Annotated in this window: 13 protein-coding genes; 8 read left to right on the top strand and 5 right to left on the bottom strand. The window is 56.5% G+C overall.

The features are described from left to right. Positions 1-22: 22 nt before the first annotated feature. Both AB1S56_RS02315 and AB1S56_RS02310 read right to left on the bottom strand, forming a co-directional pair. Positions 23-727: a response regulator gene (locus AB1S56_RS02315; RefSeq protein WP_340870192.1), complete on the bottom strand. Its 705-nt coding sequence runs from the start codon at positions 725-727 to the stop codon at positions 23-25. Continuing rightward, positions 724-2,340 carry a sensor histidine kinase gene (locus tag AB1S56_RS02310; RefSeq protein ID WP_340870193.1) on the bottom strand — a complete coding sequence of 539 codons (1,617 nt, stop codon included), beginning with the start codon at positions 2,338-2,340 and terminating at the stop codon, positions 724-726. Before AB1S56_RS02310 ends, AB1S56_RS02315 begins: the two co-directional genes overlap by 4 nt. 256 nt (positions 2,341-2,596) lie before the next feature. On the opposite strand from AB1S56_RS02310, the gene AB1S56_RS02305 reads away from it, so the two are divergent. From AB1S56_RS02305 to AB1S56_RS02285, 5 genes are read left to right on the top strand one after another with little or no spacing between them, the layout of a single operon-like run. After that, positions 2,597-3,586, top strand: coding sequence for a tripartite tricarboxylate transporter substrate-binding protein (locus AB1S56_RS02305; protein ID WP_340870267.1), 990 nt, complete (start codon positions 2,597-2,599; stop codon positions 3,584-3,586). A gap of 60 nt (positions 3,587-3,646) precedes the next feature. Beyond that, on the top strand, positions 3,647-4,102 hold the full coding sequence (locus AB1S56_RS02300; RefSeq protein ID WP_340870194.1) for a tripartite tricarboxylate transporter TctB family protein: 456 nt from the start codon (positions 3,647-3,649) through the stop codon (positions 4,100-4,102). Positions 4,103-4,121: 19 nt separating this feature from the next. Beyond that, entirely contained in the window at positions 4,122-5,648 is a 1,527-nt protein-coding gene (locus AB1S56_RS02295) for a tripartite tricarboxylate transporter permease (RefSeq protein ID WP_340870196.1), read from the top strand. 28 nt (positions 5,649-5,676) lie between these two features. Next, entirely contained in the window at positions 5,677-7,098 is a 1,422-nt protein-coding gene (locus AB1S56_RS02290; protein ID WP_340870197.1) for an NAD-dependent malic enzyme, read from the top strand. A 23-nt stretch (positions 7,099-7,121) separates the two neighbouring features. Then, the gene (locus tag AB1S56_RS02285) at positions 7,122-7,376 is read left to right on the top strand and encodes an HPr family phosphocarrier protein (protein ID WP_340870199.1); all 255 of its coding nucleotides are present in this window, start codon (positions 7,122-7,124) and stop codon (positions 7,374-7,376) included. A gap of 125 nt (positions 7,377-7,501) precedes the next feature. Here AB1S56_RS02285 and AB1S56_RS02280 read toward each other — a convergent pair whose 3' ends face one another. The 3 genes from AB1S56_RS02280 to AB1S56_RS02270 form a co-directional block, all read right to left on the bottom strand. Further along, positions 7,502-9,952 carry an EAL domain-containing protein gene (locus AB1S56_RS02280; RefSeq protein ID WP_340870200.1) on the bottom strand — a complete coding sequence of 817 codons (2,451 nt, stop codon included), beginning with the start codon at positions 9,950-9,952 and terminating at the stop codon, positions 7,502-7,504. Positions 9,953-10,297: 345 nt separating this feature from the next. Further along, positions 10,298-10,780: a hypothetical protein gene (locus AB1S56_RS02275; RefSeq protein WP_340870201.1), complete on the bottom strand. Its 483-nt coding sequence runs from the start codon at positions 10,778-10,780 to the stop codon at positions 10,298-10,300. 4 nt (positions 10,781-10,784) lie between these two features. After that, entirely contained in the window at positions 10,785-11,558 is a 774-nt protein-coding gene (locus AB1S56_RS02270; protein ID WP_340870203.1) for a hypothetical protein, read from the bottom strand. A 1,248-nt stretch (positions 11,559-12,806) separates the two neighbouring features. On the opposite strand from AB1S56_RS02270, the gene AB1S56_RS02265 reads away from it, so the two are divergent. From AB1S56_RS02265 to deoD, 3 genes are all read left to right on the top strand, one after another. Next, a complete protein-coding gene (locus tag AB1S56_RS02265) occupies positions 12,807-13,826 on the top strand; it encodes a phosphatidylglycerol lysyltransferase domain-containing protein (RefSeq protein ID WP_340870205.1) in 1,020 nt (339 codons plus the stop codon). A gap of 139 nt (positions 13,827-13,965) precedes the next feature. Continuing rightward, on the top strand, positions 13,966-15,018 hold the full coding sequence (locus AB1S56_RS02260) for an LLM class flavin-dependent oxidoreductase (RefSeq protein ID WP_340870207.1): 1,053 nt from the start codon (positions 13,966-13,968) through the stop codon (positions 15,016-15,018). 90 nt (positions 15,019-15,108) lie between these two features. Continuing rightward, positions 15,109-15,816: a purine-nucleoside phosphorylase gene (deoD, locus tag AB1S56_RS02255; protein WP_340870208.1), complete on the top strand. Its 708-nt coding sequence runs from the start codon at positions 15,109-15,111 to the stop codon at positions 15,814-15,816. Positions 15,817-15,879: the final 63 nt, after the last annotated feature.

The following is a 15,879-nucleotide window of genomic DNA, read 5'->3' as shown; positions in this document are numbered from 1 at the left end:
AGCGCCAAGCCTTACAGGCCCGTCAGCTCCTGCGATCGTCGTTCGCCCTCCGATACACCCGCTCCGGGCGCCCCACGGTGCCGTAGGAGGTGTCCGCGACGAGCAAGCCTTTATCGACAAAATATTCCAGGTACCGGCGAGCCGTTGTGCGGCTGAAGCCGCCGCGCTTGCCCAGCTCCTCGGCCGTCCACAGCTCCTGGCCCTCCTGCACGAACGCGAGAATCTTCTCGCTTGTGATCCGGTCTATGCCCTTGGGCAGATAGCCGTCCTTGTCCGCCCGGTCCCCCGCTCCCCATAGAAGCTGGTCGACGCCCTGCTGATCGACCTGCTTGTTGGAGCCGCCGAGAAGCTGCAGCTGCTCATGAAATTTCTGATACGCGCGCAGCTTCTCCTGGAATCGGTCGAACACGACCGGCTTGATCATGAAATCGTATACGCCGCCGCGAATGGCTTCGCGAACCGTCTCGAACTCTTTGGCCGCGGTAATGATAATGACATCGGTATGGGGATAGCTTCGCTGTATGTGCTGCAGCATCTCCAGTCCCGACATATCGGGAAAATATAAGTCCAGCAGCACCAGGTCAGGCAGCAAGATGTCCAGCTGCTCCAGCGCCTGCTCCCGGTCCGTCGCGATGCCGACCACCTTGAAGCCGCCGACCTTCTCGACAAAGCGCTGATTGATGCTTGCGATGCGCACATCGTCCTCTATGATGATGACCCGAATCATGTGTTGCCCGCTCCTCCCTTGCTCTTCGGTATACGAACCGTGAATACGGCCCCTCTCCCAGGCTCGTTCCTGCATTGCACGTCTCCCCCCAGCTCCTGCACCGCCTTGTACAGGATGGATAAACCAAACCCTCGGCCAGCGCCCTTCTTGGTGGAGTAGCCCAGCTCGAATATTCGCTTCGCAGCCGCCTCATCAATGCCGGCACCGCTGTCCGACACCTCGATCCGAAGCTCGTCGCCTGCGTCGCTGAAAGCCGCCTTCACCCACTTGTCCCCGCGGCTCACATTCTCGGTATGGCCCGCGGCCAGCGCCGCCTCCATCGCGTTGTCAATCAGATTGCCGATAATGGCGACCAGCTGGTTCCGGCTGATTGTCTCCGGAATATCCTTGAAGGTGCTGCTTCGATCAATGTCCAGCCGCACCCTCAGCTCGCTGCCGCGATTGAATTTGCCGATCAGAATACCTCCGATCATAGGATCCGGAATTTCCTGCAGCAAGAAATGAATCAAGCTATCATGCACGTTCGTCTCATGTGTAATGACATCCATCGCTTCCTGATACGATTCCAGCTGTATAAGGCCGTATATCGTGTACAGCTTGTTGGAATATTCATGCGTCTGCGCCCGCAGCGCCTCCGTATACCGCTTGACCTGCGCCAGCTCCTCGGTCAGACGCAGCAGCTCCGACTTGTTCCGGAAGCTCGATACCGCCCCCACGATCCTGTGCTCATGATCGAAGATCGGCACGCGGTTCACGACGACCGCGCTGTCATTGATGACAAGCTCCCGGTCCGTCTCCGCTTCGCCGGTCTGAATGACCTCCAGCAGCCTGGAATCCGGGATAATCTCCCGAATATGCCTGCCCGTCGCGTCCGTCCTCCCCTGGGGATCGATAAGCGCCGTCGCCGTTTGATTCGCCAGCGTCACAATGCCCTCTGTATTAATGGCAATAATGCCTTCATGAATAGAGGCCAGAATAGCCTTCTTCTCCTGATACAGCAAGCCGATCTCCTGCGGCTCCAGACCGTGAATGGAGCGCTTCACGCTGGCGGCAATCCAGATGGCGGCGCAGCAGCCAATGAGGATGGCCAGACCCGCGAAGATAAGCACCCGATTGCGATAGGATTGCGCGGACGCTTCGATATCCTTCATCAGTATGCCTACGGAGGCGATGCCGATAATGCGTCCCGTATCGTCATAGATCGGCGTCTTCCCCCTTAAGGAATGGCCCATGGAGCCGACGGCTTTGGACACGATGGATTGCCCGTTCAACACGGGAGCGTTGTCGCCTCCCATCATCTTCTTCCCGATCCGATCCGGTAGAGGATGCGCGTAACGAATCTCCTCCCGGTTGCCGATGACAATATATTCAGCGTCCGTCTCCATCCGAATCTTCTCCACAATCGGCTGTATCGTCGCCGAGGGGTCCTCATCGTCGAATGCGTCACGGATCGTATCCATCAAGGCGACCGTCTTCGCCAGCTTGAGCGCCGAAGCTCCGATATTCCTCTCCAGAGTGCTGACGAGCAGCCGCTCGAAGCTGAACGAAAGCGCGAATATAAGCAGGAAGAGCAGTCCGCCGATAAGCAGAATCAGCCTTGTTTGCAACCGCATACATGTCCCTCCGTTCCGCTTTTCACCATTGTAAGCTACAGCCTTCCCACGCAACAGCATTTTCACGCGAAGAGGCCGTAAATTTTATGAACAAAATTGCCGAAATGACGTTTTTTCAACTTATGTTCTTATGCTGTTCAAGCGGAGCGGTCCGATGATAGGATGAAGTCACCCCAAATCGTAAGCGCTTACAGAAAGCGCTTGCCGCAGGGACAAAAGGAGGCATTTATTTATGGTTAACCGCAACGGCTTCAAAATGATAGCAGCAACCTTCGCGTTTGCGTTAAGCTTGACGGCTTGCGGCTTGGCAGGCAGCAGCTCCACGGACAGCGATTATCCCGTTAAGCCCATTACAGTGACGGCTCCATCGGGAGCCGGCGGCGGCTGGGACAAAACGGCTCGTTCTCTTACGAAGGTGCTCGGCGAAACCAAGCTGATCGAGCAGACCATGACCGTAGAGAACAAGCCGGGCGGCGGCGGGACGGTATTCCTGGGCGAGTATATAGCCAAGGACCAGAAGGATCCCTATAAGCTGTTCGTCAACTCCCCGCCCATCCTGATCAACAACCTGAAGAAAGAAGGGAACAGCCCTTACGGCTACAAGGACGTGACGCCGCTGGCGCAGCTGACGACGGACTATGGCGCGATCGCCGTCTCCGCCGACTCTCCGTTCAACGATCTGCATGCGCTGATCGGAGCAATCAAAGCCGATCCGGCATCCGTGACGATGGCCGGCGGCTCGGCCCCTGGCTCCATGGACCATCTGATCAGCATTCTGCCCGCGTTCAAGGGCGGCGCCGATCCCAAGACCGTCAAATACTTGTCCTATGACGGCGGCGGCGAAGCGATTGCGGCTCTCCTCGGCGACAACGCCGATGCGATCGGCACGGACGTCTCCTCGCTGGGCAGCTATCTGAAGGCTGGTAAAATCAAAATATTAGCCGTAACCTCCGCCGAACGGCTCGGCGGCGATTTCAAGGACGTACCGACGCTGAAGGAGCTTGGACTCGATGCCGAGTTCACGATCTGGCGCGGCGTATTCGGACCGAAGGGCCTGACGGAATCGCAGGTTGCCTTCTGGGACGGCAAGCTGAAAGCGCTTAGCGAGAATGAGGCCTGGCAGCAGGAGCTGAAGGCGAACGACTGGGCGAGCGAATACAAGAACGCCGCCGAGTTCAAGACGTTCCTGGGCCAGCAAGAGCAAGTCATTCGTGAGCTTCTGACGGCGCTTGGCATGCAGCAGTAACGAACCTGAGGGGAGGGAACGCTGCGGCTCTCTCCCTTTTCCTATTCGGAGGTGACATTCATGAACCAGACATTCGACCGCTACGCCAGCGTCGTCTTCCTGCTGCTTGGCATCGGCTTCATGTGGCAGAGCGCCGGCATCAGCGCGGCGTCTTACGGCAGCACCGTAGGCCCTAACATATTCCCGTTTGGCCTCGGGCTGGCACTTGTGCTGCTGAGCATCCGCCTGTTCTATGAGGCGCTTAGAATCAAAGCTGCGGAACGAGGCAAGGAGCGCCTGGATTACAAACGGTTTTTCATTATTTTTGGAGCAGCGTTCCTGTACGCCTTCTTCCTGGAATGGATAGGCTATGTCATCGGCACCTTCGCCTTCCTGCTGACGGCTTTCCAGACCATCGAGAGGGGCAGGTGGCTGAAATCCATCATCATCGCCGCCCTCTTCTCGATCGGGGTATACGCCGTGTTCGTCGTCTTGCTCGAAGGCTCCATGCCGGGTTTCCCGTCCTGGCTAACATGAGCGTGTGGGAGGAATAGAAATGAATATATTGGATTATCTCGCAAGCGGCTTTGCGACCGCCTTGCAATGGCATAACCTGCTGTTCGCCCTGATCGGCGTGCTGATCGGCACCTCCGTGGGCGTTCTGCCCGGCATCGGACCCATGAGCGGCGTCGCGTTGCTTATCCCGGTGACCGCCACGATGACCGGAGGACTGCCGCCAGAGGCCGCGGCGACAAGCTCTATCATCCTGCTCGCCGGCGTCTATTACGGCGCGATGTACGGCGGCTCGACAACGTCGATCCTGCTGAATACGCCAGGGGAGTCGTCATCGGTTGTGACGACGCTCGACGGCTACCAGATGGCGAGGCAGGGCCGCGCGGGCGCAGCGCTGTCCATCTCCGCCATCGGCTCCTTCGCGGCCGGCGTATTCTCGTTGATCGCGCTGATTGCGCTGGCACAGCCGCTGTCGGATGTCGCCATCCGCTTCGGTCCCGCGGATTACTTCTCCCTGATGCTGCTGGGGCTGTGCGCGGTAAGCGGACTGGCGGGGCGCTCCATCACCAAGGCGCTCATCATGACCGTGCTTGGCTTGCTGCTCGCGACAATCGGGATGGATACCGTATCCGGTGTGGCCCGGTTCACGTTCGGCATTCCGCTGCTCTACTCCGGCCTTCAATTTCTGACCATTGCTGTCGGACTGTTCGCGCTGGGAGAAGTGTTCAAGACCATTCTGGAGAAGGACTACGGCGCTAGCGCGACGTCGAAGATCGGCCGAATCCTGCCTACCCGCAAGGATCTGAAGGACAGCGCGGCGCCGATCGCCCGAGGCTCCGTGCTCGGCTTCTTCATCGGCATTCTGCCTGGAGCGGGAGCCACGCTCGCCTCCTTCTTCAGCTATATCGTGGAGAAGAAGCTGAGCAAGAACCCTTCCTCCTTCGGCAAAGGCAACATCGCCGGGGTAGCCGCGCCGGAATCCGCCAACAACGCGGCCTCCGGCGGCGCCATGATCCCGCTGCTGACGCTCGGCATCCCCGGCTCCGGCACAACGGCGATTCTGATGGGTGCGCTCATCATGTATAACATCCAGCCGGGCCCGCTTCTGTTCGAGGAGCATCCCGAAGTCGCATGGGGCCTCATCGCCAGCATGCTGATCGGCAACCTGCTGCTGCTGGCGCTGAATATGCCCCTGGTGAAGGTGTTCGCCAAGGTCATTCAGACGCCTCCCAAATATTTGATCCCGATTATTATTGCCATTTCGATCTTCGGGGTGTATGCCGTTCAGGCGCAGATCTTCGACCTGATCCTGCTGCTGGTCTGCGGCGTTGCCGGCTTCCTGCTGGCCCGCAACGACTTCCCGCTGGCCCCGCTGGTGCTCGGCCTTGTCCTGGGCCCCATGATCGAAAACAATATGCGACGCGCTCTGACGACGTCGAATGGAGACTTTGCTATTTTTGTCCAGAAGCCGATGTCGCTTGTGTTCCTGATCATAGCCGCATTGTGGCTCGTTGTGCCGATTCTGCTGAAGCGGAGGGGCAAGGATGTGGTCGTGAACGAAGAAGGCTAATGGTTCCCATACGAAGGAGGCAGCCCATATGAAAACCAATACACTAGGCGGCAAAAGCATTATTGCCCGTATCGAGATGAATACGAACGAGGCCAATTTCGGCCAGGTTGCTTCGGCAATCGTTGAGGGCGGAGGCGACATTGTCGCCATTGACGTCATCCAGACCGGCAAGCAAATTACGGTGCGAGACGTCACGATTACGGTTGTGGAATCGGCGCATATCGACATCATCGCGGACCGCATGAGGAGCATACCCGGCATCCAGCTGCTTCATCTCTCGGACCGTACATTCCTGCTCCATCTCGGCGGCAAGATCGAAACCAAGCTGAAGTCTCCGATTCAGAATCGCGACGACCTGTCCAGGGTCTACACCCCCGACGTCGCCCGCGTCTGCAAAGCCATCAGCGAAGAGCCGCGCAAGGCCTATACGCTGACAGTCAAGCGGAATACGGTCGCTGTCATCTCCGACGGCAGCGCCGTGCTGGGACTGGGCAACATCGGGCCTTATGCCGCTATGCCTGTCATGGAGGGCAAGTCGATGCTGTTCAAGCAGCTTGCCGACGTCGATTCCTTCCCCATCTGCCTCGATACGCAGGATACGGAAGCCATTATCGCAACGATCAAAGCGATTGCTCCCGCGTTCGGCGGCATTAATCTGGAGGACATCTCCTCGCCGCGCTGCTTCGAGATTGAGGAGCGGCTGCGAGAGGAGCTGGACGTCCCGGTCTTCCACGACGATCAGCATGGCACGGCCGTCGTCTTGTACGCCGCGCTGCTGAACGCGCTGAAGGTGGTCGGCAAGTCGATTGACGAAGTGAAGGTTGTTGTCTGCGGCATTGGCGCGGCGGGTGTTGCTTGCAGCAAAATCCTCATGTCCGCAGGCGTAGGCAGCATCATCGGCGTCGACCGCTCCGGCGCGCTGACCGCGGATGAGACCTATGACAATCCCGTCTGGCAATGGTATGCGCAGCACACCAATCCGGAGCGGCGAGCCGGCTCGCTGCGAGAGGTTCTGGCGGGGGCGGATGTGTTCATCGGGCTGTCCGCGGGCGGCATTCTCAAGAGAGAGGATGTGCTGGCTATGGCGGATTCTCCGATTGTATTCGCGATGGCCAACCCGACACCGGAGATCCTCCCCGAAGAGGTAGAGGATATCGTAGGCGTTATCGCGACGGGGCGCTCCGACTACCCCAACCAGATCAACAACGTGCTGTGCTTCCCCGGCATCTTCCGAGGCGCGCTCGACTGCAGAGCGTCGACCATCAACGAGGAGATGAAGCTCGCGGCGTCGGAAGCGATCGCCCGGGTCGTGACCGATGAGGAGCGCGGCAAGCATTACATTATTCCCAGCGTGTTCAATCAGCAGGTTGTCAGCGGCATCCGTGAGCTTGTCATCCAGGCGGCGATTCGCACAGGCGTAGCCCGCCGCATCCCGCGGGAATTCCGGTAGCATGCAGAGGAGGCGCGCAAGTTATGAAAAGCGGCATTCGCTCCATTGTGGACATTAATAGGACAGCCAACGCCTATACCGCCAGTATTGTTCTTGTCGTCGGCGACCATCAATTCGTCGACGCCAAGAGCATCCTTGGCCTCAGCATGACGCTGTACCGCGACCAAACCTATCGACTCTACATCCATGGCCCCGATGAGGCTGAAGCCAAAGCCGCCATGCTGGGCGTCTTCGCCAAGCATCATCTGCGGGCAGAGCTGATCGAGCAGCTCATGTAGCTGGCATGTGCAGCATCTAAGCCTGCCACAAACGTCTATTCGTCGGAAGACGAGCAGCCGCCACACTCCTACAAAAAAATAGCGGTGCAGGGACCCTCTCACCCCTTGCACCGCTATTCCCATTATCAGCCCAGTCGTCCCAGGTTTCGCTGCGGGACAAAAAAAGCGTTCTCCACATCAGCAGCCGGAAGCGGCTTGCTGTAATAATAGCCCTGAATTTTCTGGCAGTCATTGTGCGTCAATATATCCAGCTGCTCCTGCGTTTCGATGCCCTCCGCGACCACATCCATGTTCAAATGCTGGGCCATGGATATAATCGTCGCCACAATCGCCTTGTCATTGGTGTTCTTCACGATGTCGCTAATAAACGAGCGATCGATCTTGAGCTTATGAATCGGCAGCTGCTTCAAGTAGCTCAGCGAGCTGTAGCCCGTTCCGAAGTCGTCCAGACTGATTCGTACCCCGAGGTCCGTCAGCTTGTCCAGAATGTCCTTCGAGACGACGGGATCCATCATCATACTCTCCGTAATCTCCAGCTCCAGATACTGCGCATCCAAACCAGTCTCCTCCAGAATGGCGATGATATATTCCGCCAGATTCTCCTGATGGAATTGCTGCGAGGACAGATTGACGGATACCGGAATAAGCGGTCCTCCCGCGTCATGCCACGCCTTCATCTGGTGACAGGCCTCGCGGAGCACCCAGGAGCCAAGCGAATAGATCAGCCCTGTCTCCTCTGCAATCGGTATGAATACACCGGGTGAGATTACGCCCTTGTCGGGATGGTTCCAGCGCACTAACGCTTCCACACCGATCATTCTGCTGTCGATGGATCGAATTTGCGGCTGATAATAGAGGAACAGCTCCTCTTGCTCGATGGCTCTTCGCAGATCCGCCTCCAGTCCAATCTTCTCCTGCAGCTGCTCATTCAGCTCTCTGGAGTAGAAGCGGCAGCCGTTCTTGCCGTTCTTCTTCACCTCGTACATCGCCGTATCCGCATTCTGAAGCAGCTCGACCGCATCCTCTCCGTCGATGGGATAGACGGCAATGCCGATGCTGGCTGTCACATAGAAGTCGTTGTCCTTCAGCCGGTAAGGCAGGCTGATCTGGCGAATGATGCTCTCTGCCAGGACAGAGGTGCTGTGCTGATCAAAGCTGTCGTGGCAGAGCAAAGTAAATTCGTCGCCTCCCATGCGGGACAGCGTCACCTTGCTGCCTTCCACCACCTTCTGGATCCGGCTGCTCACTTCCTGAAGAAAGATATCCCCATATGTATGCCCCAGAGAATCGTTGATCATCTTAAAGCGGTCGATGTCGAGTACCATGATGGCGAAGGGTGAGGTGCTGCTCCGAATCTGCTCGTCCAAAATTTGATTAAATCGCCGGCGGTTAGGCAAGCCGGTCAGCTCGTCATGATGCGCCTGATGCTGAATTTTCTCCTTCGAGCGTTTATCCTCGGTAATGTCCCGGGCGATAATATAATTGCCGACAACCTCGCCATTCAATTCAACGGGCGCGTTAATAACGCTAAGCTCCACACGACGGCCATCCTGATGATATAGGGCCGTTTCGTAGCGCTGCAGGACGCCGCTTAGCGACGCCAGAAACTTCTGCTGTGTATACTCCCGTTCCTCTTCAACAATCATGGGAAAGATGAAATCAACCTTCTGATTATGCAGCGCGTCTCCCTTCACCCCCACAAGCTCACACGCCGCTTCGTTGAAGCCTATAATGCGGTAATCGAGATCTACGGCAATGATGCCGTCCTGATTGTTCTCGAACAGCGATTTATACCACTTCTCGCTGACCTCCAGCTCAGATTCCTTGCTCGTGAAACGATTGGAGATATAGATCCCGACCAAGGACAATCCCAGAGTAACCAGCGTCACACCCGCAATGACATAGGCCAGCAGCTTCTGGTCCAGCATCGCGCCGCTGGATTCGTCCATGCCGATGGTATGGAATTCGGCGGCGTACATGCCCGTGTAGTGCATGCCTACAACAGCTGCGCCCATGACCAGACCGCTGCCGAGCTTCTTCCACCTTCTCCATCTATCCTTCCCGCTGCTGAAGTATAACGACAGCCATAAAGCCACGATAGATGCCACAACCGCAATCAGTATGGAGATGGCAAAATAAAGAGGCTTATACGTAATATGAATTTGCATGGCATCCATACCGACATAGTGCATGGCGGAAATGCCGCTGGCCAGCAGGAAACCGCCCGACAGCAGCTGCTTCCAGCCGATCTTCTTTTTGCCGACAATAAACAACGCAATAAATGACCCCAGCACAACGGCAACCACCGACAGGACTACCGTCACCATGTCATAGGCAACCGGGACAGGGAGCGAGAATGCGAGCATGCCGACAAAATGCATCGACCATACGCCGAGTCCCATCGCTGCTGAGCCAAAGGCCAGCCAGCCCCAGCGATGCCACCCTCTCGAGCTGCTGATTCGGTCTACCAGATCCAGCACGGTGAAGGATGCCACGACCGCTACAATATAAGAGAACGCGACCAGCGCAAAGTCGTACGTTCCTTGCATATAATGATGATCCATAGAATGACTCATTTGGAATCTCCCCTCTTCGCAGGCTCTGCTTCGTTGCCCGCTGAATCGAGGAAACGCCGCTGCAGTGTCACGCTATTGCTTCTAAGCTTTCTGTCGAACATTGCCTGTAGTCGTCCTTTCCATGTGTCTTATGCCACATGTTTACTACTTTCTCTCTATTTCGGCAATATGTCCATAAAATTAAATAGATTCGATTGAAATTTACAAACAATTGTGTCGAATTTGTTGCATTTCCATTTCAAATTATGTAACGAAGTGGAGGAGGGGCGAAGAAGCTTTCATGAGGCATCTCAGGAAATAGAGGGAGCTTGTTTCAATGGTTCAATGGTTCTTGGATCATGACTTTCATGAAGGCTCATACGGGTGTCTGCCGACGGACATCGCTTCGTGGCGCCATAAGATTTGGCTCACCCATTCGGCGCGCTCCTCCTCGCATTCCACCATAACGGTCAGCTCGGGACGGCGGCCGGCGCGCTGCCTTCTCCGTTTGCCAGGACTGCTGTGCTTCCTGCGCAGCAGCAGATAGGCGGCGAGAAAGGTCAGCGCCATGCCCGCGATCGTATAGATCAGCCCCCATGCAAGGGGACCTAGCCGCAGCGCAAAGCCCACGCTTGTCCCGATGACGCCGAGGGCGGTCCCTGTGGCAACGCTGATCTCGAACGCCTTCTCGACAAGCGTTCCCGTCTGGGCGGGTATAGCGGATTTGACGTTTTCGCTGCCGCTCATGGGAACGACCAGAATACGGCTCGGCTGTATGCCGTTATGCTCCAGAATGGAGAGTGCCATCTCCAGCTCTGTGGCGTGCATGAAGGAGCCAATGATCAGCATGCTTTCACCCGATTCTCGGAAATAGGAGCAGCTTGGAGCCGTCGTATTTCTCGCGGAAATATTGTGTCTGCTCTATGCGGAACAGTCGATTATGTTCGATGGTTGTAGCAAAGGCGTGATAGATGGAGCCGCCGATAACCGACGGCATGAACAACAGCCAATGGGGATGCAGGATCAGCGTTGAGGCTGCTGTCTCCCCGTAGAGCAGCCGCAAGCCCGCGATGTACACATTGGATAAGCCCAGGTAGATGAACCACCACACCATGGCATAGAACCCCAACAAAATGCGGTGCACGTACAGCTGTCCGAAGCCGGGAAAGGCAAGGGAGAACAATGCCGCCTTGATCGGACTTTTTCTCTCCATATAATGCACCTCCATACGACCCAGCAGAAATGGCTTCAAGCGGGCATTCTCCAGCTCCGCGAGCAGGACATGCTTGTTGTTCTGAAGCGCCGACCGATAGCTGTCCCATATTGCCAGCATATAGATGAGCAAATAAGGGAATGCCCAGCGCGGATCCAGAATGTCTCTCGCCGCCTCGAACCTGCCACAGAAGGTGTATATCATCGACTCATTGATATGGGCGAGCGTGTTCACAATTACCTCGGTCAGCGTAAGCAGCGTACCGCGTATGTATTGATTCAGGATCAGATGTCCGAAGCCGGGGAACGACGCAGACCACCATGCGATAAGGAATGGATTATGCCACTGGATATGGGTGATGCCGGAACCGCTTAATACCGCTCTAGGCCTTCTTGGATGACTGATGTCCGACATGGCTGCCTCCTTAACACAATTCAAGCTCTTTTATTATATGTCTATTTCCTGTCGCTTTTATGCGGACAATTGGATGCCATCGTCTCGACGACGCCAACCGTACCAATGAGTCTTCTAACGGACAAAAAATACTATACCTTTACACCCTTCTAATGGGTCGCCCCAAATGGTAAGGGACACTCGAACGTTAGAACGACACTTGAGGGAAAGTCTGTGCGTGTAGGACGGCTAAGCGTCCAATTTGACCATTACATGCTGGAAAGGGTCAAATTGGAGCTCCCGAGAGATCGCTATTGCGCCGAATGAGGGGTTAGAAGGAGCAACAGCCACACGAGGTGTCGTTATTCCGCGGATTGAGGTCACGCGGCGGTCGATAACCACACGAGAGATCGCTATTGCGCCGAATGAGCGGTTAGAAGGAGCAACAGCCACACGAGGTGTCGTTATTGCGCGGATTGAGGTCACGCGGCAGTCAATAACCACACGAGAGATCGCTATCGCGCCGAATGAGGGGTTAGAAGGAGCAACAGCCACACGGGGTGTCGTTATTGCGCGGATTGAGATCACGCGGCAGTCAATAACCACACGAGAGATCGCTATTGCGCCGAATGAGCGGTTAGAAGGAGCAACAGCCACACGGGGTGTCGTTATTGCGCGGATTGAGGTCACGCGGCAGTCAATAACCACACGAGAGATCGCTATTGCGCCGAATGAGGGGTTAGAAGGAGCAACAGCCACACGGGGTGTCGTTATTGCGCGGATTGAGGTCACGCGGCGGTCGATAACCACACGAGAGATCGCTTTTGCGCCGAATGAGGGGTTAGAAGCAGCAACAGCCACACGAGGTGTCGTTATTCCGCGGATTGAGGTCACGCGGCGGTCGATAACCACACGAGTGATCGCTATTGCGCCGAATGAGCGGTTAGAAGGAGCAACAGCCACACGGGGTGTCGTTATTGCGCGGATTGAGGTCACGCGGGGGTCGATAACCACAAAGTGCGTTTGATGTCCGTTACGTCTTGCGCATCTGAAACAAAAACCCGCTTCACCCCGAAACTTCGCCAAATCTAATTTCCGTTTTTCGAATGCTCGAAAACTTGTGGTCAAAAAATGTATCAAATACCATTGCTCCAGCAGGACATGTCCCTCTATAATGGTTCGAGAGATATGCCGATAATAGTAGTAGAAAGTGAACGTATCGGATCTCATCTTAGAACATGCATAATCTGCACGGAGGGTTGATTGAACATGGATCGCATTACGGAGACTCGGCTGAATCGCCTGATCGAACGCTGTGGACAAGGGTCGCACACGCATCTGTATTACCTGGGCGATAAGGAATGGTTCTGGGACTCCAAGCGCGAGGCGCTTATCGCATACCGATCTATAGGTAACCGAAGAATAGCCTTAGGCGATCCATCCGGCCATCCGCGCTCGATGAGACGCGCCGTTCAGCAATTCATAGAGACCTGCAAGCAGGACCGCTGCATTCCGGCCTTCTATCAGACCAAGTCGGACATGCTGCCCGTATACCGGGAGCTCGGCCTGCGCGCCGCCAAGATCGGCGAGGAGGCCATCATCGACCTGACGGGCTTCCATATGAACGGCAAAGCATGGCTCAAGCAACGGAACAGACTGAGCAAATTCCGCAAGAGCGGGTATAGCTTCGAGGTGCTTACGCCACCCTATACCTGTCAGCTGATGGACCGTCTGGCTTCCATCTCTAACGAATGGCTGCAGCAGCGCAAGGAGAAAAGCTTCTCCGTCGGCGCCTTCCATCGCGACTATGTCAGCCGCTTTCCCATCGCGGTCATGACAGGCCAAGGTGGCCGCATCGAAGCGTTCCTGACGGTAGCGGGAGCATGCCAGGAAGCGACAGAGACGGCGCAGCTGAATGTCGACCTGATGCGTTATTCCGCAGATTGTCCGCAGGGCACCATGGACTATCTCATTCTATCGCTTTGCCTGTGGGGCAAGGAACAGGGCTACGGCCGCTGCAGCCTCGGCATGGCGCCGCTCGCGAACATCAACGACATGCTTGTCGCCCGGCTGCTCTATAAGTACGGGAATCGGATCTATAACTTCAAGGGACTGTACGAGTTCAAAAATAAATTCGAGCCGAACTGGGAGGATGTCTATCTCGTCTATCCTCCTGCAGGCTTCTCGGTAACGGCGGCACTGGTGGCGCTTGCCATTCATTCTCCGGTATCGGCGTCCCAAGCGGCTCGGATGGCCGAATCGGCTCGATACCAGGAATCCTCCATCTAACAGACAAGCGGTCTTCTGAGGCCGCTTGTCTGTTGTTGTTTGGGCGGAGCTTTTGCCGATGCCTCATTAACTAACTTTTATTGATATACATTATATTTTATAGTAAAATGAGTGGTATCGTACAAAGGAGGCTACCGACATGATTGAAATTGGCATCAGTACCTTTCTGGAGACGACGCCGCATCCCAAGACGGGAGCCGCCATCAGCCATGCGGAGCGTCTGCGCAATGCGGTGGAGGAGATCGTCGTAGCGGAGCAGGCCGGTCTCGACGTATACGGAGTAGGGGAGCATCATCGCGCGGATTACGCCGCCAGTGCGCCGGCCATTGTGCTGGCCGCCGCCGCTTCCAGAACAAATCGGATTCGGCTGAGCAGCGCCGTCACGGTGCTGTCCTCAGCCGACCCCGTTCGAGTCTATCAGGACTTCGCTTCAGTGGACGGTCTGTCGAGCGGAAGAGCGGAGATTATGGCGGGACGAGGCTCCTTCACGGAATCCTTCCCTTTGTTCGGGCAGAGACTGGATGATTACGATGAGCTGTTCGAGCAAAACCTGGAGCTGCTGCTCGCTATACGAGAATCGGAGCTGGTCACCTGGCGAGGCGGCCATCGGCCGGCCATTCGGAGCCGCGGCGTCTACCCGCGCGCCGTTCAGGAGCCGCTGCCGGTATGGATCGCAAGCGGCGGCAATCCGGAGTCGGCGTTCCGCGCCGGAATGCTCGGCCTGCCGATCGTATTCGCCATTATCGGCGGCATGCCGGAGCGGTTCGCTCCGCTTGTGAATTTGTACAAGCAAGCGGCGGCGCAAGCGGGTCATGATCCCGCCAAGCTCCAGATCGCCACCCATTCGCACGGCTTCCTCGCCGACACGACGGAGGAAGCGGCGGAGCTGTTCTTCCCGTACAATCAAGCCCAGATGAACACCATCGGCCGGGAGCGCGGGTGGCCGCATTATGATCGCGCCGCCTACGACAACGCGCGCAGCCTGCGAGGCGCCCTTTATGTCGGCGATCCTGAATATGTAGCGGAGAAGATTGTTCTGCTCCATAACAATCTGGGCATTACCCGCTTCTTTCATCATGTCGATATCGGCTCTATGCCGCATCGCGAGGTGCTGCGCTCCATCGAGCTGTTAGGCACCAAGGTGGCCCCGATTGTCCGCAAGGAGCTGGCGAGGAACGCGCCGAAAGCCTAAATACAGAGTGATGACGCGTATGCAGACGCCCCTTCAAGTGTGCTATGCTAGGACTGATCTGCCATTACTCAAGCTGTGGAGGCTATGAACATGAGTGTACACATTGAAGCCAAACCAGGCGAAATCGCCGAAACCATCCTGCTGCCGGGCGATCCGCTCCGGGCCAAATATATCGCCGAGACGTTCCTGGAGGATGCCGTCTGCTACAACCAGGTCCGCGGCATGCTGGGCTATACCGGCACGTACAGAGGGCAACGCGTCTCCGTTCAGGGAACGGGCATGGGTATGCCGTCAGCAGCGATCTACATACACGAGCTCATCAACGACTACGGCGTCAAAAACCTGGTGCGCGTCGGCACATGCGGCGCCATCCAGCCGGATGTTAGAGTTCGCGACGTCATTATCGCACAGGCTGCCGCTACGAATTCCGCCATTATCCGCAATCGCTTCCCGGGCTACGATTTCCCGCAGATCGGCGATTTCGAGCTGATTCTGAAAGCCTATGAAGCCGGCAAGAAGAAGGGTCTGCAGCTGCGAGTGGGCAACGTCCTGTCGTCGGATATGTTCTACTCCGAGGACAAGGAGACGACCGCTCTGCTGGGCCGGCACGGCGTGCTCGCCATCGAGATGGAAGCGGCGGTGCTGTACTATTTGACCAATAAGTTCGGGGTGAAGGGTCTCTGTGTGCTCACGGTCAGCGACCACATCATAACGGGTGAAGAAACAACATCGCTGGAGAGGCAGACCACCTTCAACGATATGATCGAGGTAGCCCTGGAGGCTGTGACGATTGGCTAATTGAAGAAACAAGCGAGAGGCAGCCCACCTGCGTTCGACGATGGGCTGCCTTCTCTATGATTG

The sequence above is a fragment of the Paenibacillus sp. PL2-23 genome, assembly GCF_040834005.1.
GTDB lineage: Bacteria > Bacillota > Bacilli > Paenibacillales > Paenibacillaceae > Pristimantibacillus.
This window is presented reverse-complemented; position numbering and strand designations above follow the sequence as displayed.